The organism is Stenotrophomonas sp. STEN022, assembly GCF_056760155.1.
Genome location: NZ_JBRREG010000084.1, coordinates 1 through 23382 on the forward strand (window position 1 = coordinate 1; position 23382 = coordinate 23382).

Here is a 23382-nt window from a genome sequence, read left to right on the forward strand (position 1 = left end):
ATGTGATGGTTGTGGGGGCGGCGTAAGCCCCCAAGCTCACGCAAAAAAAGAATGCGATAAGTTTTGTTGGTAGGGCATTTACAACATAGCCGCGTATTACGCGCCCACAAAAAAAAAAAAAGGGACAGGTCGCTCAGCGATCGTCGTGCAACTGCCCGCCGGGCAGGAACATCCAGGTGCGGGTTACCTGCAGGATGTCGATATCGTCCTTGGTCTCTGGCAATGCCGGGAACGGCTGCGCCTGCTCGATCACGCGCAGGGCGGTGGCATCCAGCAGGGGCACGCCGCTGCTGCGCAACACACGGCTGCTTTCAACGCTGCCATCGCGGCGCACGCCGACGGTGATCACCACCTGGCCGGCAAGCCGGCGCTGGCGCGCTTCGTCGGGATAGTTCAGGTTGCCGACGCGCTCGGCGCGGTCGACCCAGGCGCGCAGGTAGTTGGCATAGGCGTATTCGCGGGTGCTGGCCGAGACGAACTTGCGGTTGGGGCGCTTGGCGTACTGCTCCGAGCGCAGATGCACTTCGGCCGCCAGTCGCGCCATCGCCGCATCGCGTTGTTCGCGTGCGCTCATCGGCGCGTTGGCATCGGGGCGATCCGGCAAGGGCTGGGGTTGTGCGGTCGCAACCGGGTCCTTGCCCTGGGTGCTGGTGATGATGCGCGCCTGTGGCGGCGGTGGCGCGGCCGCGCTCTGCGCCTGTAGCGGTACCGGTGCCAGCCCGTTCTGCAGTTGCGGCACGATGCCGGCCTGGGAGTCGCGTGGGCGCTGTGCCTTGTCGTGGTCGCCGCCGCCCTGCTGGTTGGCCTGGGCCAGGAAATCGGCCTGCTTGGGCGTCAGCGGCGTGCTGGTCTGGCTGAAGATCACATCCAGCGTCGGTACCAGCGGTGCGTTGTCGTTTACTGCAAAGCCCACACCGAGGATCAGCAAGCCATGCACCAGCGTGGACAGCACCAGGGTGGCGGTCAGCCGTTGCTGCTCGCTGACCCGCGGCGCGGCGGGCAATACGTCAGGCTGGGAATACATCAGGCCAGGCCAGCCTCGATGGCATCAAACAACTGGCCAGCGATGTTCAGGCCGAACTGCGCATCCAGCTCGCGCACGCAGGTGGGACTGGTGACGTTGACTTCGGTCAGGTAGTCGCCAATCACATCCAGTCCCACAAAACGCATGCCGCGGCGTTTCATTTCCGGGCCAACCTGGGCAGCAATCCAGTGGTCGCGTTCGCTCAGTGGGCGGCCTTCGCCACGGCCGCCAGCGGCCAGGTTGCCGCGGAATTCGTCGCCCTGCGGGATGCGCGCCAGGCAGTAGTCCACCGGTACACCATCGATCAGCAGGATGCGCTTGTCGCCAGCACTGATGTCGGGGATGAAGCGCTGCGCCAGGGCCAGGTGCTGGCCGCCATCGGTCAGCGTCTCCAGGATCACGTTGAGATTGGGGTCGCCGGTGCCGCTGCGGAAAATCGAGCGCCCGCCCATGCCATCCAGCGGCTTGAGCACGGCCTGACCGTGTTCAAGCACGAAGGCCTTGAGTTCGCGCGCGTTGCGGCTGACCAGGGTCGGCGGGCAACACTGCGGGAACAGCAATGCGGCCAGCTTCTCGTTGAAGTCACGCAGCCCCTGCGGGTCGTTGACCACGGTGGCGCCGGCCTGCTGGGCGACGCTGAGGATGTGGGTGTCGTACAGGTACTCGCCATCGAATGGCGGGTCCTTGCGCATCAGCACGATCTGCCCCGGGCCGAATGCCAGCGGGGCGAACTCGCCCAGGCTGAACCAGCCGGCCTTGTCGTCGCGCACATGCAGCGGGGCAACCTCGGCCTGGGCCTGGCCGCCGTGCAGGGACAGTCCGCCGGGGCGCACGTAGTGCAGCCGATGCCCGCGGCGCTGGGCTTCCAGCAGCATGGCAAAGGTGGTGTCCTTGGCGATCTTGATGTCGGCGATGGGGTCCATCACCACGATGACGTCTAAAGGCATGACTTGAATCCAGCAGATCTGGTCGACGATGTTAGCCGTTCAGGGCGGGGCCGCACAGCGCGGAAAGCGGAACGCTGAGGCTGAATGGTGCTGCGCTTTTATTGAGAACTGAGTCACATTACATTGAGGATCAGTCAAGTCCTGTCGGCATCGCTTGACAGTTAGCGGCTGGGCTGGGATATAGATGCGCTTTCGCGGCAATATCGCACTCGGTATCGGTCGCGCGTTCGGGGAAGAACTAATGGTTGAAAACATGGCTGCGGGTGGGGAACTCGCAGGGCTGAAGGTGATGGTCATCGATGATTCGAAGACGATCAGGCGTACAGCTGAAACACTGCTCAAACGTGAAGGTTGTGAAGTGGTGACCGCCACTGACGGTTTCGAGGCATTGGCCAAGATCGCCGACCAGCAACCGCAAATCATCTTCGTCGACATCATGATGCCGCGGCTGGATGGCTATCAGACCTGTGCGCTGATCAAGGGCAACCAGCTGTTCAAGTCGACGCCGGTGATCATGCTGTCGTCCAAGGATGGCCTGTTCGACAAAGCCCGTGGCCGCATCGTCGGTTCCGAGCAATACCTCACCAAGCCATTTACCCGCGACGAACTACTAGGTGCCATCCGCACATACGTCAACGCCTGACCAGGGGGAAAGGCACAAAATGGCTCGAATTCTTTTGATCGAGGACTCACCGACCGACAGGGCGGTGTTTACACAGTGGTTGCTCAAGGCTGGGCACGAGGTGTTGTCGGCTGACAACGCCGAGGACGGCCTGCAGATTGCCCGTGAGCAGGCTCCGCAGCTGGTGCTGATGGACGTGGTGTTGCCGGGGATGAGCGGTTTCCAGGCGACCCGCGCGCTGTCGCGTGACGAGTCCACGCGTGCCATCCCGGTGCTGATCGTCAGCACCAAGGGCATGGAAACCGACAAGGCCTGGGGCATGCGTCAAGGCGCCAGCGACTACATCGTCAAGCCGCCGCGCGAGGATGATCTGATCGCGCGGATCAACAAACTGGTGGGTTGATGCGTTCTCCATTCGACATCCTTGAAGCCTACGAACGCCGCAGTCTGGCGCACGCGGTACAGCTGCCCGAGCGCAGCTTTTCGCAGGATGTCTGGCGTGGCGTGGGTTACCGCGTTGGCAGCCGGCATCTGGTCTCGGATTTCCGCGAAGTGGTGGAAATCGTGCCGATGCCGCCGGTCACGCCGGTTCCCGGCGCGCAGTCCTGGTTGCTGGGCGTGGGCAACCTGCGCGGCAACCTGTTCCCGGTGGTGGACCTGAAGAACTTCCTGGAAGGTGAGCGTACGCCGCCACAGGAAGGCCAGCGCGTGTTGATCATGCGCCAGAGCGGCGGTGACGTGGCCCTGGTGATCGACGAGTTGTATGGCCAGCGCAGCTTCGAGGCACCGATGCAGGTGCCGGCTGGTGACATCGCCCAGGGCCGTTACGCGCACTTCGTCGAACGCGCCTTCCATGATGAAGGCCGTGACTGGGGTGTGTTTTCGCTGTCGCTGCTTTCCCGCACTCCTGAATTCCGGCAAGCGGCCGCCTGATCGGCGCGCTTGCCTCTTCGTATTGAGACCGAGGTCGAACGATGAGTACTGCTCCTGAAGCCGCCAAGACTGGCAAGCTTGGCAACGTAAGCACCAACTTCTGGTTGGGCTTGTTGGTGCTCTCGATGGTCGTGTTCGGTGCCAACACCGGCGTGGCCACCTGGCAGGGCAGTCGACTGGCCGGCGCCAGTACCGGCGCCGCCGATCTGCAGGTGCTGTCACAGCAGCTGGCCAACCAGGGCCGTGAAGCCGTGGCCGGTAGCCGCGAAAGCTACGCAGCGTTCAAGGACACGCGCAGCAAGGTGGAAAGTACGGTCAGCGAGTTGCAGGGCCGTTACGGCAATGAGACTGGCGTGTCCGGCCCGCTGAGCGCGCTGGTCGATACCTGGAAGCCGCTGTCCAAGAACGCCGAGCAGATTGTTGCCTCCGAGCCGGCCGTGCTGGCCCTTGCCGGTAATGCCGATGCCTTCGTCGGCGCGGTGCCGCAGCTGCAGGCACAGTTGAACGAAGTGGTGCGGGCAATGACCGCCGGTGGTGCCCAGTCCTCGCAGGTCTACAACGGCCTGCAGCAGGTGGTGGTGGTTGGCACCATGGCCCGCCGCGTTACCGAAATCCGCGCTGGCGGTGCCGGTGCGAGCGGCGCAGGCGACGCGCTGGCACGCGACATGGTGGTGTTCACCCAGGTGCTGGAAGGCCTGCGCAACGGCAATGAGGAAATGGGCATTTCCGCCGTGCGCAATGCCAATGCGCAGGTTGCGCTGGAACAATCGGCCAACCAGTGGGCAAAGATGAAGAAGGATGCCGACGCGATTCTGGCCAGCTCGCGCAACCTGTTCGCTGCACAGTCCTCGGCGGCCGCACTGGCCACCGGCTCGGACAAGATGCTGGAGAGCAGCCGCAAGCTGTTCGATGCGTTCTCGGCCTTCGGTTCGGCCCGTGATACCCGTATCTTCCCGAACTTCTGGTGGAGCGTGATCTTCGGCGGCCTGTCGGTGCTGTCGATCATTGGCTTCGTCTGGAGTACGGTGCGCACCCGTTCGCGTGAGCAGGACGTGCGTTACCAGACCCAGGTGGAATTCAACAGCCGCAACCAGCAGGCGATTATGCGCCTGCTGGACGAAATCAGCTCGCTCGGTGAAGGTGATCTGACGGTAAAGGCCTCGGTGACCGAGGACATGACCGGCGCCATCGCCGACGCTATCAACTACGCCGTGGACGAACTGCGCCACCTGGTGACCACCATCAACGACATCTCCTCCAAGGTGGCGGTGTCGGCACAGGAAACCCAGGCAACGGCAATGCAGCTGGCAGAGGCCGCAGGCCACCAGGCCGACGAAATCACCAGCGCCTCGGACCGTATCGGCGAAATCGCCACCTCCATTGAGCAGGTGTCGCGCAACTCCACCGAGTCGGCCGAAGTGGCGCAGCGCTCGGTGGTCATCGCGACCGAAGGTGCCGGCGTGGTGCGGCAGACCATCCAGGGCATGGACCAGATCCGCGACCAGATCCAGGAAACCTCCAAGCGCATCAAGCGCCTGGGTGAGTCCTCGCAGGAAATCGGCTCGATCGTGGAACTGATCAACGACATTTCCGAGCAGACCAACATCCTGGCATTGAACGCGGCCGTGCAGGCAGCCTCGGCCGGTGAAGCCGGTCGCGGTTTCGCCGTGGTGGCCGACGAAGTGCAGCGCCTGGCAGAACGTACCTCCGGCGCAACCCGTCGAATCGAAGGTCTGGTGCAGGCGATTCAGGCCGATACCAACGAAGCGGTCACCTCGATGGAACAGACCACCGCCGAAGTGGTGTCCGGTGCGCGCCTGGCAGAAGACGCCGGTACCGCACTGACCGAAATCGAGCGCGTGTCCAACGCACTCAACAACTTGATTAAAAGCATCTCCATCGCCGCCAACCAGCAGGCCTCGGCAGCTACCGACATCACCCAGACGATGGGCGTTATCCGGCAGATTACCGGCCAGACCTCGCAGGGTGCCGGGCAGACCGCCGACTCGCTGGGTCAGTTGAACCAGTTGGCGGCAGAGCTGCGCCGCTCGGTGGCCGACTTCAAGTTGCCGGCCTGAACGGACTGATCGGGCGGGGATGCAGAGGAATCAGCAGATGAAGTTTCGTCACAACGCAACGCAGGGCCGCCCGGACGGCATGCAATTGATGCTGCACGGGGGAGTGCGATGAGTACCTTGCGCGATGCGATGAGCCACGCAGCTCTTGGGTGGGTAAAGCCCGAGCTGGACGAGACCCTGCGCCAGGTGCGCAACGAGGTCGAGGCGTTCGTGGAGGATCCCAGCGATTCCAGTCGCATGCGTTTCTGCGCCGGTTACCTGCACCAGGTGCAGGGCACGCTGCGGATGGTAGAGCTGTATGCGCCAGCGATGGTTGCCGAGGAGCTGGAACTGCTGGCCAATGCGGTGCGTGACGGTGGCGTCGCCGACCGCGATGAGGCCTGCGCCACGCTGATGCGCGGCACCGTGCTGCTGCCCGACTACCTGGAGCGCCTGCAGAACGGCCACCGTGATATCCCGATCGTGCTGCTGCCGTTGCTCAATGACATCCGCGCGGCACGCGGCGCTGAAGGCATCAATGAAAGCGTGCTGTTCGCCTTCAATCCCGATGCCAGCGACGCCAGCCCGGACGAGCTTGAGCACGCACGTGGCAGCGTGAGCGGGCGTAACCGCGAGCTGCTCGATACCGTCGGCAGTGCGGTCAAGGAAGAGCTGATGCGCATCAAGGATGCGCTCGATCTGCATATGCGCATGGATGGCAATCCGGCCGACCTGCAGGTGCAGGTCAATGAGCTGGGCGCCGTCTCCGATACCCTGGGCGTGATGGGCCTGGGCGTTGCCCGTGGCATCGTTGCCCAGCAGCGCGATGCGCTGCACGAGGTCGTCAACGGCAGTCGTCAGATCGATGACAACCTGTTGCTGGATATCGCCGGCGCGCTGCTCTATGTGGACGCCTCGCTGGACGAGCAGGTTGCCCACCTGGGCGCTAACGTCGCGGGTGAAGATGATGCGGGTTCGGTGGAGACGCGCCGCACCGTGGAAGTGCTGGCGCATGAAGCCATCGCCAATTTCACCGCTGCGCGCGAATCCTTTGTCGCCTTCATCGAGACCAATTGGGACCATGCCCGCCTGGCCGAAGTGCCACGTCTGCTGGGCGAGGTCTCCGGCGCACTGCGCATGCTGGAAATGCCGGCGCCGGCCGATTACCTGCAGGCCGTGCGCCAGTACATCGATGTCGAACTGATCGCACGCCAGCGTATCCCGAGCGGCCGCCAGCTCGACACCCTGGCCGACGCCATGGCCAGCTTGGAGTACTTCCTTGAAGCCCTGCGCGATCGCCGCCCGGGCCGCGAGGAAATCCTCGATATCACCCGCACCAGCCTGGAAACCCTGCGTTACTGGCCGATTCCGTCGCAGCAGACCGTGGCCGACAGTGCTGTTGTCGAGACGGCGGTTGCCGACCTGAGCACCGCAGCCGTTGCGGACAGCGCAGGCATCGCCGTGGCCGATTCGGTAGCTGCGGATGTGGTCGAAGCACCGGCTGAAACTGTCGAAACGGCGAGCGAAGCAACGCCGGCCGTCGAACAGGCAGCGATCCTCGCTGCAGCGGCCGTGCCGCCGCCGTTGCCGCCCCTGGAAATGGAAGAAAAGCCGCAGGCCGCTGTCGCTGATTACCCGTTGGTGTTTGGCGCGGCGATCAATGCCGTGGCAACCCCAGTCACACCGGTCCAGGTTGTGGACGCGCCTGCGGAGTCTGCATCGCAGGCAGCAGATGTTGCAGCCGAGAGTTTTGCATTCGATCCAGTGACCGCCGAGACACTGGATGCCGCTGCGAGCAGTTTCAGCTTGGCGCCGATGGTGCTTGAAGGCCAGGAGTCGGCGGATTCGAATGGCGCAGAAGCACCGACGTCGTTTGCCGCGAGCTTCGACCCGGTCGCCGCCGAGGACGCGACGTCTGCCGGCGCGAGCGACAGCTATCACTTCGACGCGTCGCTGTTGACGCTGGACGGTACTGATACAGCAGCAGTGCAGGCGTCCGAGCCTGCCAGCACCGGCGTGCTTGATGCCGAGCTGGTCAACCTTGAGTTTGCCGACACCGATGTGTTCTTCAGCCCGGAGCTGGAAGCCGTCAACCCGGTGATCGATGGTGCAACGAGCACGCCGGTATCGCCGGCAAACGACTGGGAGCTGGCGACCACGCCGCTTGAACGGGCATCCGCCCCGATCGAACCGGCATCCATGCCGGCGGAAGCTGTGTCCAAGCTGGATATGGAAACCGCTGCATTCATGGCGCAGCTTGATGCAGCTGCCGAGGCCTTCGATCCGTTCGCAGTACCTGAAGAGTTGCAGCCTGAGCCGGTTACGGCGGAAGTTGCCGATAGTGCTGCCAGTGCTGCCGCGCCGACGCGTGCTTCCGCGCCGGCGCAGCAGCTTGATGGCGGCTTCATCGATGGCGGCGATGTAATCGATCAGGACATCCGTGACGTCTTCATCGAGGAATTCGACGAAGAACTTGAGAACCTTGGCAACCTGCTGCCCGCATGGCGCGCTGCACCAGCCAACATGGAGCGTCTGCGCCCGGTCCGGCGCGTATTCCATACCTTGAAGGGCAGCGGGCGCCTGGTGGGTGCACGCACCCTGGGCGAGTTCAGCTGGAAGATCGAGAGCATGCTCAACCGCGTGCTCGACGGCAGCCGCCCCGCCAGCCCGGCCGTAATGGCCGCGGTGACGCAGGCTTATGACGTATTGCCGGAACTGAATGCCGCGCTGCGCGGCGTTGGCAACATCCAGTCCGACCTGTTGGGCATACAGGATGTGGCTGACCGCATTGCCGCAGGCGAAGAAGCGTTCTACGTCACCGGTGCCAGCGCTGTTGCAGCGGCCGCGCCGGCTGAGCCGGTGGCGCCGGAAATCGCGGTCGTCGAGCCGGCGGAAAGCGATTTTGCAGCAGCCATCGCAATCGACGATGCGGAAGGTACCCCTGCGTCGGTGGATGAGGTGCTGCGCGAGATTCTCGAAGCCGAGATCGGCGCGCATCTGGTCACGGTCAATGCCTGGTTGGCTGGCTCGGCTGCACAGCCGCAGCCGGTGTCCGAGGACCTGTTGCGCGCCGTGCACACCATGAGCGGTGCATTCGCGATGACCGATGTGCCGGTGATCACCCAGATCACCAGCCCGGCGGAAACTTTCGTCAAGCGTTCGCTGGCAGCGGCGGTTACGCCGACTGCCGCGGGCGTGGATGCGCTGGCGCAGATGGCGGCGGCGGTGCACGCCACGATTACGGCCTTGCGGGCTGACTCGCCGCGCATCCCCGCGTTCCCGGGTGTGGCCGAACGTCTGCAGGCGTTGGTTGATGCCTTGCCGGATGGCAAGTGGCCGCCGATGCTGGCCGAAGACGAGCTTGCTGCTGACGATGTGGTGGCTGTGCAGTCACCAGGTTCGGCGGACAGCAGCATCAGCTCCGACGCGGTTGGCACCGAAGACCTGTCTGCGTACTTCGACTCCGGCTTGCTGGATGAGACGCCTGGCAGCGTCGTATTGGTGGAAACCACCGAACTGCCTGTTGCAGCAGAACCCGAGTTCCTGCTGCCGGTTGCTGACGCGGCCGAGCACGGCGCGCTTGACGAGGTCGAGAGCGGTGATTCCATTGCTGCTGAATCGTTGTCGGAGCCGGTCGAAGCCGTTGTCGAAAGCGAACTGGCAAATGTGGTTGCCGTTGACGAAGCGGCCGGACAGAACGACATCGCCGAATCGGCTGAGGTCACCGAACCGGCTGTTTCGCAGCATGCCACCGAGGCCGAGGATCACTACGACGCAGTGCGGGCCTCGACCTGGGGTGTTGCAGACGACGCCGAGGAGCCGGAGCAGGCCGCAGAAGCTACCGATTCGCAGCTCGCTGTAGAAGCTGGCGAGATCGCAACCGAGTCGGCTGTCGGCAGTGATGCGGACACCGCATTTGCAACTGATGCAGTCGACACGCAGGTCGAGGACAGTCAGCCGAGCCAGTCGGCAACTCTGGAAGCGTCCAGTGGTCTGGATGATCGTGACAGCGTGATCGCACGCGCCCTGGCCATCGCTAGCGGCGCGACTGCAGTTGCCGTCGGCGCAGCGCAGCTGGGCTCGACTGATGCCGAAACCGAGGTATCAAGCCTGGCTGAGCAGACTGAAGAAGGCGAGCTGACGGTAGCGCACGCCGTTGAACAGGCTGTGGTCGAAGAGCAGGCTGATGTAGCCGCGGAGCACGACGAAGTCATCGATGACACTGCCGTACAGGCATCGATCGACGTGGCCCGGGCCGATGATGTTGCTGTGATTGGCGATGAACCGGTTGTGGATGCAGCGTTGGAGCTGGTATCTGCTGATGAAGCCGAAACCGAAGCTGAGGCAGAAGCAGAAGTAGAAGCAGAAGTCGCTGCCGAAGAGATCGTCGTGATCGAAGAGATCGCTTCGAGCGAAGAAGATGCTTCGGTCGAGGACGCGCTGGCGACTGAAGAAGCCGAGCAGCTTGAAGAAGCCGCACAGCTTGATGATGTGGCTGCGAGCGACGTAGTTGAGCCAGCCGCTGTTGAAGCCCTCCTCGTCGCCAAGACCGTGCTGGCACCGCTGACCGCAGCGCTGCCGGAACAGGCCGCCGCGCCTGTGGCGCACGAGCTGGACGCGGGGCCGCTGAACTTCGCCGACCTGGATCGCGAGCTGGTCGATATCTTTGTCGAGGAAGGCAAGGACCTGCTCGACCATTGCGATGGTCTGGTCAACGATATGCGCGCCGCACCGGAAGACCGCGAAGCGCTGGCTGGCCTGCAGCGTGACCTGCACACCCTCAAGGGTGGCGCACGCATGGCCGGCATCAATGCCATCGGCGACCTTGGCCATTCTATCGAATCGCTGCTGGAGGCGGTTGCAGCCAACCGCACCGAGATCACCCGCGCCGACGTGCAGTTGCTGGAGCGCGGTTTCGACCGTCTGCACCAGTTGTTGATCCGCACCGGCGAGCATCGCGCGGTAGTGATGCCGACCGACCTGATCGAGGCCTTCGAAGCGCGTACCGATGGGCGCGCCGAAGCCGCGCAGGCACCGGTTGAAGCAGCTGTGACCGCGCTCGAATCGGCACCGGAAAGTGTTGCCGCCGTCGAGGTGCTGCCGCAGCCGCTGGCCGCCATCGAGCCGCTGTCTGCACCGCTTCGCGAAGAGCAGGCCGGCAACGAAGAAGAAGGCACCCCGCGCGGACAGGAACAGGTGCGTGTACGCGCCGACCTGCTCGACAGCCTGGTCAACCACGCCGGCGAAGTGGCGATCTACCGCTCGCGCCTGGAGCAGCAGCTGGGCGCGTTCCGTGGCGCCATGGCCGAGTTGGATCGCACCAACGCGCGTCTGCGCGACCAGCTGCGTCGTCTGGACCTGGAAACCGAAGCACAGATCGTGGCGCGTTACCGCCGCGAGCATGAGCAGGCAGACCAGACCTTCGATCCGCTGGAACTGGACCGTTTCTCCACCCTGCAGCAGCTCAGCCGTGCGCTGAACGAATCGGCGGCCGACTTGGGCGGTCTGCAAGGTGTGCTGGACGATTTGTCGCGCAACTACGACACCTTGCTGCAGCAGCAGTCGCGTGTCAGCTCGGAACTGCAGGATGGCCTGATGCGCGCGCGCATGGTGCCGTTCGATGGTCTGGTGCCGCGTCTGCGCCGCGTGGTGCGTCAGGCCGCGCAGGAGACCGACAAGCAGGTGCACCTGAAGCTGGAAGGCACCCACGGCGAACTCGATCGCAATGTGCTGGACCGCATGGTCGCGCCGCTGGAGCACATGCTGCGCAACTCCGTTGCGCACGGCTTGGAGCAGCCGGCCGCACGTGCTGCCGCAGGCAAGCCGGAAGAAGGCGAAATCGCCCTGCGTCTGCGCCGCGAAGGTTCGGAAATCGTGCTGGAAGTGGGCGATGACGGTGCCGGCCTGGACCGCGAGGCGATCCGTCGCCGCGCCGAGCAGCGTGGCCTGCTGGGCAGCGGCGAGCAGATCGACGATACCCAGCTGGACCAGATGATCTTTGCGTCCGGCTTCAGCACCAGCGAACAGGTCAGCCAGCTGGCTGGCCGCGGTGTGGGCATGGACGTGGTGCGCAACGAAGTGCGCCAGCTTGGCGGCTCGGTGGACATCCACTCGGTGCGTGGCCAGGGCGCGACCTTCACCCTGCGCCTGCCACAGACCCTGGCAGTCACCCAGGCGGTGTTTGTCCGCATCGGCGAAACCACCTACGCGGTGCCGGTGGCATCGGTCAGCGGTATCGGCCGTATCTCCCGCGAGCGTTTCGAGTCCGGGCAGGGCGGCTACCACTACAACGGCGAAGATTTCAGCCTGTACAACCTCGGCACCCTGGTGGGTCAGGTTGCTGCCAAGGCCGAAGGTCAGGCCGAGATCCCGTTGCTGCTGGTGCGCTCTGGCGACCTGCGTGCAGCGGTTGCGATCGACCAGGTACTGGGCAACCGCGAAGTCGTGGTCAAGCCGGTGGGCCTGCAGATCGCGTCGGTGCCGGGCATCTACGGCGCCACGATCACCGGTGAAGGCAACGTGGTGGTGATCCTGGACGTGGCACCGCTGGTGCGTCGTCATCTCACCCAGCCGCAGCAGCTGGTGGAACACACCGAAACCAACAGCCAGCGCCACGTGCCGCTGGTGATGGTGGTCGACGATTCGCTGACGATGCGCAAGGTCACCGGCCGTGTGCTGGAGCGTCACAACCTGGATGTAGCGGTGGCCCGCGATGGCGTGGAAGCGCTGGAGCAGCTGGAAGAGCGCATTCCGGATCTGATGCTGCTGGATATCGAGATGCCGCGCATGGACGGCTACGAGCTGGCCACCGCGATGCGTGCTGATCCGCGCTACAAGAACATCCCGATCGTGATGATCACCTCGCGCAGTGGCGACAAGCATCGCCAACGCGCATTCGAGATCGGCGTGCAACGCTATCTCGGCAAGCCGTACCAGGAGCTGGATTTGATGCGCAATGTCTATGACCTGCTGGGGATCGCCCGTGCACGCGACTGACGACACTGCCAAGCCGGTTGCACTGCTGGCCCGTGCCGGTGCCGCCCGTGATCGCCTGCGCGAGGCGCTGGTCGCCGCTGGCGGCCGCATCGTGCTGGAAGAAGACCCCAACCAGCTGGAGCCGGCGGCGCTCACCTCGGCCGCGCCGCAGGTAGTGCTGGTGGCCCTGGAGCCGGCAGTCGAGGACGCGCTGGAACGGCTGGAATCGGTGCTGGAGACACCAGAGCTTTCTCTGTTGTTTGAGGAAGCCGAGCTGGCTGCGCGTCGCGAAGGCTGGGAAGCACAGCGGTGGATCCGTCATCTGGCCGCCAAGCTGCAGGGCCACGACAACGTGCTGCCGCCGGGCCTGGAACATGAAGAGGCGGAGCCGGCAATTACCTTGGAGCCGGGTCTACCGCCGCGTCCGGCCGACGGGCATATGGACGCACCGCTGCAGTTCCATCTTGATGAGGCGCAGGTGCAGGCCTACGACCTGCCAGCCGACGAAATCTATGTGGCACCGGCGAGCGCGCTTGAACCGCGACCGGAAGTGCTGTCGTTCGAGGAACTGATCGCAGGAGCGGCGCAGCCGTCGCTGCCGCAGTCATTGAGCACGCCACCGCCACTGCCACCGGAGCTGGTTGTTACGCCGGTTGAAGCTGAAAGCAAAAAGACTTCGGTTGGCGACTTCAGCAGTTGGTCGCTGCTGGAAGACGACGGCTACGAGACGACGCCTGCCGTTACCAGCAGCTCGCCAGTGCCGCCGCCGGCCTTGGCCAGCCTGCTCAACAGCGAGCTGTCGTTGGTCGAGATAGATGAAGATGCAGCCGAAGGCAATGGAGCGGTGCTGTTGGTTGCTGGTATCGGCGGTCCGGATGCGGTGCGCCGCGTACTGGCAGGCCTACCTGAAGACTTCGCACGCCCGGTGCTGGTGCAACTGCGTCTGGATGGTGGCCGCTACGCCAATCTGGTCAAGCAGATGGCAAGGGCGACGCCGTTGCCGGTCACGTTGGCCGACCCCGGCCAGAACCTGGTTCCCGGCGATGTCTACATTCTTCCGGATGTCATCGGCGTCGAGGCGACAGCTGAAGGCCTGCGCTTCAGTGCGCAAGCCAATGATCTGCTCGGCGCCCTGCAACCGGACCGCAGTGCGGTGCTGTTGCTCAGCGGCGCCGATGTGGCGATGGTTGCGCCGGTGCTGGAATTTGCCGGCAAGGGTGGTTGGGTGGCGGGTCAGATCGGCGAGGGGTGCTATGACCCGGCCGCTGCCAGCCAGCTCGCTGTCGCTGGCATGAACGCTGGTGATCCGGAATATCTCGCCGCCGAATTGGCTGTGCATTGCGCGGCCTGACCGCAGCGCGACCCAGGAACTGACGATGAGCTACGCAAACAACGATGAAGTCCGCGGGGTACTGATACAGGCCGGTACCGAGCGCGTATTGCTGCCCAACGCGACGGTTGCGGAAATGATGTCGCGCGTGGCGGTCGAGCCGATTGCCAATACCCCCGGGTGGCTGGTCGGGCAGATCGCGTGGCATGGCTGGAGCGTGCCGTTGCTGTCCTATGCCGGGCTTAGTGGCCATGGCAATGAAATGGTGACCAGCAACAACAAGGTGGTGGTGCTCAAGGCGCTGGGTGGCAACCCGGACCTACCGTATTTCGCGCTGCTGACCCAGTCCTTCCCGCAGCTGATTGCGGTACCCCGCGACGGCCTGTTGGCCGACGCATCAGAAGAAAGCCTGCCGGTAGGCGTGCACATGCGCGTATTGCTGGGCGAACAAAGCGCGCTGTTGCCTGACCTGGACGCGGTCGAAAGCGCGGTCATCCTCGCCCTGGCAGAAGCCGTAGCCTGACCAGCACGAGGCACCCGCATCGGGCACCTGTAGTGCCGAGCCATGCTCGGCAGAGGCTTTCCCGGCGATCCTCGGCATTGTGGGAGCGGCGTACGCCGCGAAGCTCACTGTTCATCAGATTGCAGACCGGTTGGCGATTTCAACGATGCCAGCTTCGCCGCATAAGCCCCCACCCCAAACCGCCCACCGGGTTTTAGGTAACCCCCCAACCCAGCACCGCGCCGCCCAAACGGTACCCCAGCCGCGCCTGCAGGGCCGCGATTGCGGCCAGGCCGGCGGTCTCCGTGCGCAGGATGCGCGGGCCCAGCTGAAGGCCCTGGAAGCCCGCCTCGCTCAGTTGCTGGCGATCACGCGGCGACCAGCCACCTTCAGGACCAATAGCTATCACCACGCCATTGGCTGGCGCGGCGGGCAGCGAGATCAGGCGGTGTTCGCCCAACGGGTCCAGGGTCAGGCGCAGGGTCTGCTCGGGCAGTGCCGCGGCGGCCGCGGCCAGCGCCTGCGGGCTGCCAATGGATGGAATCCGCGCGCGCCCGGATTGGCCACAGGCCGAACCCACCACGTTGCGCCAGTGAGCGATGCGCTTCTCGGCCCGTGCCGCATCCAGCTTGACCTCGGTGCGCTCGGCATTGACCGGGATGATGCGGCTGACTCCGAGCTCGGTGGCCTTCTGCAGGATCAGGTCCATCTTCTCGCCCCTGGCAATGCCCTGCAGCAAGGTGATCGCCAGCGGTGATTCATTGTCGACGGCCTGGGCACTGTCGATGTGTACCTGTACCTCGCGCTTGCTGATCGCGCTGAGGGTGGCTGCATAGTCGTTGCCATCGCCGTTGAACAGGATGCAGCCTTCGCCCTCGCGCAGACGCATCACCCGTACCAGATGGTTGGCCACATCCTCCGGCAGGGACAGGGTCTGGCCGACGGCAAGCGGTAGTTCGATCGGGCTACGGGTAAGGCGCATGGGAGTTCTCGCAAAGGCTGTGCCGCGTGGGGAGCGGCTGGGTCTGCTAGCATTTCAACGTCATGAAAACGTATCTGCCAATGCGCATTCTATCGGTCTGCCGTCGTTTTGCCTGGAGTGGCGCATGAGTCGCCGCCTGCCACAGATCCACAACGTGGTCGAAGAACACATCGGTCCCTTCCGCCAGCAGCAGCTGGATCTGGAGTTTTCCAACGGCGAGCGCCGGCATTTCCAGCGGCTTGTCAGCGGCGGCCACGGCGCTGTCGTGGTGGTGCCCATGCTCGATGATGAGACTGTGCTGCTGGTGCGTGAATACGCCGCCGGCCTGCATCGCTACGAGCTGGGCCTGGTCAAAGGGCGCATCGATGAAGGCGAAACGCCGATCGAAGCGGCCGACCGCGAACTCAAGGAGGAGGCCGGTTATGGCGCGCGCAAACTGGATGCGCTGCGCAGCCTGACCTTGGCGCCTACTTATATGAGTCATCAGTCCACCCTGGTGCTGGCGCGCGACCTGTATCCGCAGCGTTTGCCCGGCGACGAGCCCGAGGAACTGGAAGTGGTGCCGTGGAAGCTGGCCGAGCTGGACCAGCTGATGCTGCGCGAGGATTTTTCCGAGGGACGCTCGCTGGCGGCCCTGTTCATTGCCCGTGAGTGGCTGCGAGGTGGCGCATGAGCGCAGTAGTAGATGACGTGCTGCGCGAAGGCGTGCTGGATATTGCCCAACGCGCAGGCGCGGCGATCATGCAGGTCTATGCCAGTGGCTTCGATATCGAGCACAAGTCCGACGACAGTCCGGTCACCACGGCCGATCTGGCCGCCCACCGGCTGATCGTTGCAGGCCTGTCGCAGCTGACCCCGGATATCCCGGTGCTGTCTGAAGAATCCGCGCAGTTGCCTTGGGAAGTGCGTCGGCAGTGGCAGCGCTATTGGCTGGTGGATCCGCTGGACGGCACCCGTGAGTTCATCAAGCGCAATGGCGAATTCAGCGTCAACATCGCGCTGATCGAGCAGGGCGTATCGGTGTTTGGGGTGGTGCAGGCACCGGTCACCGAGGTCATCTGGCATGCACAGCGCGGTGGCCAGGCCTGGCGCCGCAGCGGTGAGCAGCAGGATGCGATCTACACCCGTGTGCCACCGGCATCGCCGCTGCGGGTCGCCGCCAGCCGCTCACATGCCAGTGCCCGTACGGCCACCTTGTTGGCGCGGATGGGCGAGATCGAGTTGGTCGCGCAGGGTTCCTCGTTGAAGTTCTGCCGCATCGCCGAAGGTACGCTGGACGTGTACCCGCGCCTTGGGCCAACCAGTGAATGGGATACCGCCGCCGGCCAGTGTGTGCTGGAAGCGGCAGGCGGAGTGGTATTGGCCGCCGATGACGGTGTGCCGTTCGCCTACAACCAACGCCCGCGTCTGCTCAATGGCGACTTCGTTGCCTTGGGTGATGCCTCGTTGCCGTGGCAGGAGTGGGTGGCAGGGCTTTGACGCCCAGCCACTGGCTGCCTGCAGTGAACTTCAAACGCCGGCAATTGCCGGCGTATTCGTACCCAAGGTGATGCGCGCATGTCCGAATTGACCGATATCCATACCCTGCTGCAGATCATGGCGCGCCTGCGCGATCCCAATGGCGGGTGCCCGTGGGACCTGGAGCAGGACTTCGCCAGCATCGCGCCGTATACCGTCGAAGAGGCCTACGAAGTGGCCGACGCCATCGACCGCAACGACCTGCCGGATCTGAAGGACGAGCTCGGCGATCTGCTGCTGCAGGTGGTATTCCACGCGCAGATGGCCAGCGAGCAGGGCGCATTCAATTTCGGTGATGTGGTGGCATCGATCAGCAACAAGATGATCCGCCGTCACCCGCACATCTTTGCCGATACCGAGGTCAGCGATGCCGACGAGGTGTTGGCCAACTGGGACGAGATCAAGCGCAGCGAACGCGCCGCCAAGGGCGAGCAGGATGGGTCGGCATTGGCCGGTATTTCGCGTGGACTGCCGGAGTGGCTGCGCGCCACCAAACTGCAGTCGCGTGCCGCCCGAACCGGCTTCGATTGGCCCGATGCGGTACCGGTGCTGGACAAGCTGCGCGAGGAAATCGACGAAGTGCAGGCCGAGTTCGAGCTTGCCGCCACTGGCGTGGACAACCACACGCGCCTGCAGGAAGAACTGGGCGATGTGTTGTTTGTATGCGCCAATCTTGCCCGCCACGCGAAGGTCGATAGCGGCACCGCCCTGCGTCATGCCAACCACAAGTTCGAGCGCCGCTTCCGTGCAATGGAAGCGCTGGCGGCTGGGCAGGGAAACGCAATGTCGCAGCTCGACCTGCAGCAGCAGGAGGAACTGTGGCAGCAGGTCAAGCATCATGAAAAGGACGCGGCGAAGTGAAAACCTTCGCCCTGTTCCTGCTGACCGCATTGGCGGAGATCGTTGGTTGCTATCTGCCGTGGGTGTGGCTGCGACAGCAGGGCAGTCCGTGGTTGCTGTTGCCGGCTGCCGCCAGCCTGGCCCTGTTTGCCTGGTTGTTGACCCTGCATCCGACCGCCAGCGGGCGCGTCTATGCTGCCTACGGCGGTGTCTATGTCTGTGTGGCGCTGCTGTGGTTGTGGCTGGTGGACTCGGTCAAGCCCACCCGCTGGGACCTGCTCGGCGGCGGCCTCTGCCTGCTCGGCATGGCGGTAATCATGTTCGCCCCACGCAGCAACTGAAACGCCTATGCTGGGCGCATCCTGTCCTGGATGCCGGCCATGTCGCGTTTCAGCAGCTTCCGCCAGTTCTACCCGTTCTACCTGGGCGAACACAGCAACGTCGTCAGTCGCCGCCTGCATTTCATCGGCAGCTGCGGCGTGCTGCTCTGTGTCGCGATGCTGCTGTGGACCGGCCAGCTGCGTTGGCTGTGGTTCGCACTGCTATGCGGTTACGGGTTTGCCTGGGTGGGGCACTTCTTCTTCGAGAAGAACCGGCCGGCGACCTTCCGCCACCCCTTCTATTCATTTGCCGGTGATTGGGTGATGTTCGTCGACATCCTGCGCGGGCGGGTGCGCCTGTAAACGCCTTCCCGGTGGTTTCCGGGGCTGTCGCTATACTCGGCACATCAATCAGCACAAGGAACGGTCTCATGGGCGGCGGAGCAGGGTTGTTGGCGTTGGTGGTCGTGGTGGCCGGCATCATCGTGCTGTTCAAGACGGTGCGGATGGTGCCGCAGGGCTACGAATGGACGGTGGAACGCTTCGGCAAGTACACGCATACGATGAGCCCCGGCCTGCACTTCCTGATCCCGATTGTTTACGGCGTCGGCCGCAAGGTAAACATGATGGAGCAGGTGCTGGACGTTCCCAGCCAGGACGTCATCACCAAGGACAATGCGGTGGTGCGGGTGGATGGGGTGGTGTTCTTCCAGGTGCTGGATGCGGCCAAGGCGGCCTATGAAGTGGCCAATCTGGAAGTGGCGATGATCGCCCTGGTGCAGACCAATATCCGTACCGTGATCGGCTCGATGGACCTGGATGAATCGCTGAGCCAGCGCGAGACCATCAACGCCAAGCTGCTCAACGTGGTCGACCATGCCACCAATCCGTGGGGCGTCAAGGTCACCCGCATCGAGATCAAGGACATCCAGCCGCCGGCCAACCTGGTGCAGTCGATGCAGCAGCAGAAGATGGCCGAACAGAACAAGCGTGCAGCGGTGCTGGAGGCCGAAGGTATCCGCCAGTCGGAGATCCTGCGCGCCGAAGGCCAGAAGCAGTCGGCGGTACTGGAGGCCGAAGGCCGCAAGGAAGCCGCGTTCCGCGATGCGGAGGCGCGCGAGCGTCTGGCCGAAGCCGAGGCCAAGGCGACGGCGATGGTGTCCGACGCGATTGCCAACGGCAGCGTGCAGGCGATCAACTACTTCATCGCGCAGAAGTACGTGGAAGCCTTCAGTGAACTGGCCAACTCGCCCAACCAGAAGCTGGTGCTGATGCCGATGGAGGCCACCGGTGTGATCAGCTCCATTGCCGGTATCTCGGAACTGGCCAAGGAAGCTTTCGCCAAGGAGGGCGAAACCAAGCAGCCGGCACGCGGCAACCCGCCGCCGCTGGGGCGCTGAGCCATGCGCTGGGAAGTGGTGATATGGGCGGCGCTGGCGGTGACCTTGTTCGCCGCCGAGGCGCTGGCGCCGGGTGCCTTCATGCTGTGGATGGGCATCGCTGCAGCGGCGGTGTTCCTCACCGTATGGGCAATCGACGGCATGAGCGTGCTGCTGCAGGTGATCTTGTTCGTGGTGCTGAGCTTTGTCTCGATCCAGGTTTACCGCACCTGGTTCCGGCAGCGGGCACGGCCCAGCGACCAGCCCTTGCTCAATCGCCGTGCCGAACAACTGATCGGGCGGGTGGTGACGCTGGATCAAGCCATCAGCGCCGGCGTCGGTCGGGCCAAGGTGGACGATGCGTTCTGGGTGGTCGCCGGCCCCGACCTGCCGCAGGGCAGCGCAGTGCGGGTGGTGGCCGTGGATGGCATGACGCTGAAGGTGCAGCCAGTCTGAATGCCGCTGAGGTACTGCCGTTGTGGCAGTGCCGCAGGTTTTAAAAGTAACCATCTGGGATAATGGCGGTCCCCTTAGTGTGGAACGGCCATGACCCTGAAGACTTTGCTCAACGAAACCCACCGCTCACTCGGCGCCAAGATGGTCGACTTCGGCGGTTGGGACATGCCGATCCACTACGGCTCGCAGATCGACGAGCACAACCTGGTCCGCACCGCCGCCGGCATGTTCGACGTCAGCCACATGACCGTGGTCGACTTGAAGGGTGCGCGCACCCGTGAGTTCCTGCGCCAGTTGCTGGCCAACTCCATCGACAAGGTCAAGGTCCGCGGCAAGGCCCTGTACTCGTGCATGCTCAATGCGCAGGGCGGGGTGATCGACGACCTGATCGTCTACTTCCTCGCCGAAGACATGTTCCGCATGGTGGTCAACGCCTCCACCCGCGAGAAGGACCTGGCCTGGATCCGTCAGCACGCCGAAGCCTTCGGCGTCGAGGTGATCGAGCGCGAAGACCTGGCCATCATCGCCGTGCAAGGCCCGCAGGCGCGTGCACTGGTCGCCGGCCTGGTGGCCGAGTCTGATCGCGCCGCACTGGACAAGCTCGGTCGCTTCGCCGCACTGGACGTCAGCTCCACCGACGGTGTTGAACTGTTCGTCGCACGTACCGGTTACACCGGCGAAGACGGCTACGAAGTCCTGCTGCCGCAGAGTGCGGTGGTCGCGTTCTGGAATGCACTGCTGGCTGCCGGCGTGAAGCCGGCCGGCCTGGGTGCGCGCGACACGCTGCGGCTGGAAGCCGGCATGAATCTTTACGGCCAGGACATGGACGAAACCATCACCCCGTACGAGGCGGCGCTGGCCTGGACCGTGGCGCTGGATGATCTGGCCGATGGCACGCCGCGCGCGTTCACCGGTCGCGCCGTGCTGGATGCGCAGAAGGCAGCCGGCAACGCGCGGCAGATGATCGGCCTGGTGATGGACGAGAAGGGCGTGCTACGTCACGGCCAGAAGGTGCTCACCGCCAATGGCGAAGGCGAGATCCTGTCCGGTACCTTCTCACCGACGCTGGGCAAGGCGATTGCCTTCGCACGCGTGCCGGCCGGCGCGCCGGGTGATGTGCGGGTGGACATCCGCGGCAAGGAAGTGCCGGTGCGTATCGTCAAGTTCCCGTTCGTGCGTGACGGCCAGGCACAGGCCGGCATCAATCTTTGACCTGTAGCACCGGGCCGGAAGCGACCTTGCTTCCGGTTCGTTAAACTAGCGCTTCATCCCGACCACCGTTTTTCCGGAGTAGTTCCATGAGCGAGATCCCTGGCGACCTCAAGTTCCTCAAGTCCCACGAGTGGGCCCGTGTCGAAGGCAGCAACCGCGTTACCGTCGGTATTTCCGATCATGCCCAGGGCTTGCTGGGTGACCTGGTCTATGTCGAACTGCCGGCTGTCGGTGACAGCGTGCAGGCTGGCGTTGGTGCCGCTGTGGTCGAGTCGGTGAAGGCTGCTTCCGACGTCTACAGCCCGGTGTCCGGCACCGTTGTCGAAGTCAACGAAGCGGTGACCGACAAGCCGGAAACCATCAACGAAGACGCTTACGGCGACGGCTGGCTGTACGTGGTCGAGCTGTCCGATCCGGATCAGTTGAACGACCTGCTCGGTCCGGACGACTATGCCGAGATGTTGGAAAACGAGGACCACTGAGTCCTGTCGTGATGCGAAAAGCGGCCGCTACCAGCGGCCGTTTTTTTTATGTCGGTGTCAGCATCACGTGATGATCGGTGGTGATGAGTGGCTGGCGATGGTGCGTCGAAGCGGATGCCGATGGACGCGAAGTGGTTCCGATCGGTGTCGTTGCAGACTGCGAAGTGGTCCAAAAAGTTTGCGCAAAATGATCCGTCGCGCAGCTAAAGCCTTGCCTTCGGCAAACTTTTTTTGGGGCGACCGAAGCGGCCCATGGCGGGCGTTGGTCGCATGCTTTGAGATGCAGATGGAGTAGTGCTGATGCAGGTGTGTGCTGCCGACGTTGAAAAGAATAGTGCGCTTTTACCGATGTTTTTTTACTTTGTGTTTTTTCAGGAGCGCGTAAGTGCAGCGTCGGCGGGTGTGCACGGCGGGCTGTAGCGGCACGCGACCGGACGCGGAAGGCTGAAGGCTTCCGAAAAATATTTTGCAAAGATAGTTGACAGTAAAAAAAACCGTGATTAGGTTTCGCCCAGCAGACCTTTCCTGCGGAAGCGAGTGAGCCGGATCAACATTCAGACGCGAAGCACAACTTGGACGTCCGCCAGGATTTTTTTGATGGTGGAGCAGGACTCGCTTCCTTCCGCGAAACACCCCCCTGATTTCTATCTGGCACCTGCAGCGGGACCCGTTGTGGGTGTTTCTGTATCCGTAACGATGCGCTAGACGCGTCGTCGGTCCTCCGCCGAACACCGCGGATTTGCTTCAACTGGGCATTTCAATTCCATAGATCACTGACGAGGAACAAACCATGGCTACGAAGAAAGCAGCTAAAAAGCCGGCCGCCAAGAAGGCGGTAAAGAAAGTCGCCAAGAAGGCTGCCGTGAAGAAGGTTGCCAAGAAGGCAACCGCCAAGAAGGCAGTGAAGAAGGTCGCCAAGAAGGCTGTTGCCAAGAAGACCGTGAAGAAGGCAGCCGCCAAGAAGACCGTGAAGAAGGCAGCAGCCAAGAAGACCGTCAAGAAGGCAGCAGCCAAGAAGACCGTCAAGAAGGCCGTAAAGAAGGTTGCCAAGAAGGCAACTGCCAAGAAAGCCGCCAAGAAAGTAGCGAAGAAGGCCGTAAAGAAGGTTGCCAAGAAGGCAACTGCCAAGAAAGCCGTCAAGAAAGTAGCTAAGAAGGCCGTCAAGAAGGTTGCCAAGAAGGCAGCTGCCAAGAAGGTCGTAAAGAAGACTGCAAAGAAGGTTGCCGCCAAGAAGCCGGCCGCCAAGAAGGTTGCTGCGAAGAAGAAGCCGGCCGCTCGCAAGAAGAAGGCCGCTCCGGTTGCGCTGCCGGCTACCCCGGCGCCGCTGATCTGATCCAGCTCCACTAGCAATACCTGAAACTCCTTCCCCGACTGCCCAGCGGGGAGGGAGTTTTTTTATGGGCGGACCGAAGTGACTCGTGCCGATCAGGCCAACCGCGTCGGTAGTGCCGAGCCATGCTCGGCAGCAGCCTGTCGATGGGCGGGTCGACATTCCAGCGCGCCGCTGGGGAGATTTGGTTTATGGGAGCGGCGTAAGCCGCGCAGCCGGCGATGCATCCGCTCGGACGATGCCTGCGTGTCGGTGGGAGATCTGGGCTCTACGGTTCTGCTTGCTTGCAATCCGACTGCCCCGGATCGTTCAGTGGTTGTCTACTTCGCGGCTTGTGCCGTTCCTGCACGATGGCTGAGGTCGTGCGGGTAGAGCCCTGCCGAGCAAGGCTGGGCCCAACCGCCGCCGCGACCTTAGTGGACACAAAGCCCGCAGCCGAGGAACAGGGACCACCCATTTCCGCCGGCAAGGGG

The 23382-nt window shown here is 63.7% G+C and carries 20 protein-coding genes; 17 read left to right on the forward strand and 3 right to left on the reverse strand.

Going from position 1 to position 23382, the window contains the following annotated elements; all coding sequences use genetic code 11:
- Positions 1-133: 133 nt before the first annotated feature.
- Positions 134-1024 (reverse strand): energy transducer TonB, encoded by an 891-nt coding sequence (locus ACVOMF_RS16085; RefSeq protein WP_481510163.1) that lies wholly within the window; start codon positions 1022-1024, stop codon positions 134-136.
- Entirely contained in the window at positions 1024-1971 is a 948-nt protein-coding gene (gshB, locus tag ACVOMF_RS16090) for a glutathione synthase (protein ID WP_481510164.1), read from the reverse strand. Before gshB ends, ACVOMF_RS16085 begins: the two co-directional genes overlap by 1 nt.
- A 241-nt stretch (positions 1972-2212) precedes the next feature.
- Between gshB and pilG the strand changes: the two genes are divergently transcribed.
- The 7 genes from pilG to ACVOMF_RS16125 all read left to right on the forward strand — a co-directional run bounded on the left by pilG (position 2213) and on the right by ACVOMF_RS16125 (position 14411).
- The gene (gene pilG / locus ACVOMF_RS16095; RefSeq protein ID WP_057628851.1) at positions 2213-2614 is read left to right on the forward strand and encodes a twitching motility response regulator PilG; all 402 of its coding nucleotides are present in this window, start codon (positions 2213-2215) and stop codon (positions 2612-2614) included.
- 19 nt (positions 2615-2633) lie between these two features.
- Positions 2634-2996 (forward strand): response regulator, encoded by a 363-nt coding sequence (locus tag ACVOMF_RS16100; protein WP_282271119.1) that lies wholly within the window; start codon positions 2634-2636, stop codon positions 2994-2996.
- The gene (locus tag ACVOMF_RS16105; protein WP_481510165.1) at positions 2996-3526 is read left to right on the forward strand and encodes a chemotaxis protein CheW; all 531 of its coding nucleotides are present in this window, start codon (positions 2996-2998) and stop codon (positions 3524-3526) included. The genes ACVOMF_RS16100 and ACVOMF_RS16105 overlap by 1 nt, the downstream gene beginning before the upstream one ends.
- Positions 3527-3567: 41 nt before the next feature.
- Entirely contained in the window at positions 3568-5604 is a 2037-nt protein-coding gene (locus ACVOMF_RS16110; RefSeq protein WP_481510166.1) for a methyl-accepting chemotaxis protein, read from the forward strand.
- 108 nt (positions 5605-5712) lie between these two features.
- The gene (locus tag ACVOMF_RS16115) at positions 5713-12579 is read left to right on the forward strand and encodes a hybrid sensor histidine kinase/response regulator (protein ID WP_481510167.1); all 6867 of its coding nucleotides are present in this window, start codon (positions 5713-5715) and stop codon (positions 12577-12579) included.
- Positions 12566-13909: a chemotaxis protein CheB gene (locus ACVOMF_RS16120; RefSeq protein WP_481510168.1), complete on the forward strand. Its 1344-nt coding sequence runs from the start codon at positions 12566-12568 to the stop codon at positions 13907-13909. The genes ACVOMF_RS16115 and ACVOMF_RS16120 overlap by 14 nt, the downstream gene beginning before the upstream one ends.
- Before the next feature lie 25 nt (positions 13910-13934).
- Positions 13935-14411, forward strand: coding sequence for a chemotaxis protein CheW (locus ACVOMF_RS16125; RefSeq protein ID WP_282271128.1), 477 nt, complete (start codon positions 13935-13937; stop codon positions 14409-14411).
- Between the two features lie 193 nt (positions 14412-14604).
- On the opposite strand, the gene ACVOMF_RS16130 is transcribed toward ACVOMF_RS16125, so the two are convergent.
- Entirely contained in the window at positions 14605-15372 is a 768-nt protein-coding gene (locus ACVOMF_RS16130; protein ID WP_481510169.1) for a 16S rRNA (uracil(1498)-N(3))-methyltransferase, read from the reverse strand.
- A gap of 124 nt (positions 15373-15496) precedes the next feature.
- Between ACVOMF_RS16130 and nudE the strand changes: the two genes are divergently transcribed.
- The 10 genes from nudE to ACVOMF_RS16180 all read left to right on the forward strand — a co-directional run bounded on the left by nudE (position 15497) and on the right by ACVOMF_RS16180 (position 22912).
- On the forward strand, positions 15497-16045 hold the full coding sequence (nudE, locus tag ACVOMF_RS16135; protein WP_481510170.1) for an ADP compounds hydrolase NudE: 549 nt from the start codon (positions 15497-15499) through the stop codon (positions 16043-16045).
- Positions 16042-16851, forward strand: coding sequence for a 3'(2'),5'-bisphosphate nucleotidase CysQ (gene cysQ, locus ACVOMF_RS16140; protein WP_481510171.1), 810 nt, complete (start codon positions 16042-16044; stop codon positions 16849-16851). The genes nudE and cysQ overlap by 4 nt, the downstream gene beginning before the upstream one ends.
- Before the next feature lie 78 nt (positions 16852-16929).
- Positions 16930-17751 (forward strand): nucleoside triphosphate pyrophosphohydrolase, encoded by an 822-nt coding sequence (gene mazG / locus ACVOMF_RS16145; RefSeq protein WP_481510172.1) that lies wholly within the window; start codon positions 16930-16932, stop codon positions 17749-17751.
- Complete coding sequence (locus ACVOMF_RS16150; RefSeq protein ID WP_481510173.1) at positions 17748-18071, forward strand: YnfA family protein; 324 nt, start codon at positions 17748-17750, stop codon at positions 18069-18071. Before mazG ends, ACVOMF_RS16150 begins: the two co-directional genes overlap by 4 nt.
- 39 nt (positions 18072-18110) lie before the next feature.
- The gene (locus ACVOMF_RS16155) at positions 18111-18413 is read left to right on the forward strand and encodes an Mpo1-like protein (RefSeq protein WP_481510174.1); all 303 of its coding nucleotides are present in this window, start codon (positions 18111-18113) and stop codon (positions 18411-18413) included.
- Between the two features lie 68 nt (positions 18414-18481).
- Entirely contained in the window at positions 18482-19450 is a 969-nt protein-coding gene (locus ACVOMF_RS16160; RefSeq protein WP_481510175.1) for an SPFH domain-containing protein, read from the forward strand.
- A 3-nt stretch (positions 19451-19453) separates the two neighbouring features.
- Positions 19454-19885, forward strand: coding sequence for an NfeD family protein (locus tag ACVOMF_RS16165; protein ID WP_481510176.1), 432 nt, complete (start codon positions 19454-19456; stop codon positions 19883-19885).
- Positions 19886-19975: 90 nt separating this feature from the next.
- The gene (gcvT, locus tag ACVOMF_RS16170) at positions 19976-21097 is read left to right on the forward strand and encodes a glycine cleavage system aminomethyltransferase GcvT (protein ID WP_481510177.1); all 1122 of its coding nucleotides are present in this window, start codon (positions 19976-19978) and stop codon (positions 21095-21097) included.
- Positions 21098-21183: 86 nt separating this feature from the next.
- Positions 21184-21579, forward strand: coding sequence for a glycine cleavage system protein GcvH (gcvH, locus tag ACVOMF_RS16175; protein ID WP_282270622.1), 396 nt, complete (start codon positions 21184-21186; stop codon positions 21577-21579).
- A 790-nt stretch (positions 21580-22369) separates the two neighbouring features.
- Positions 22370-22912, forward strand: a complete 543-nt coding sequence (locus ACVOMF_RS16180) for a hypothetical protein (RefSeq protein WP_303747130.1) — start codon at positions 22370-22372, stop codon at positions 22910-22912.
- Positions 22913-23382: the final 470 nt, after the last annotated feature.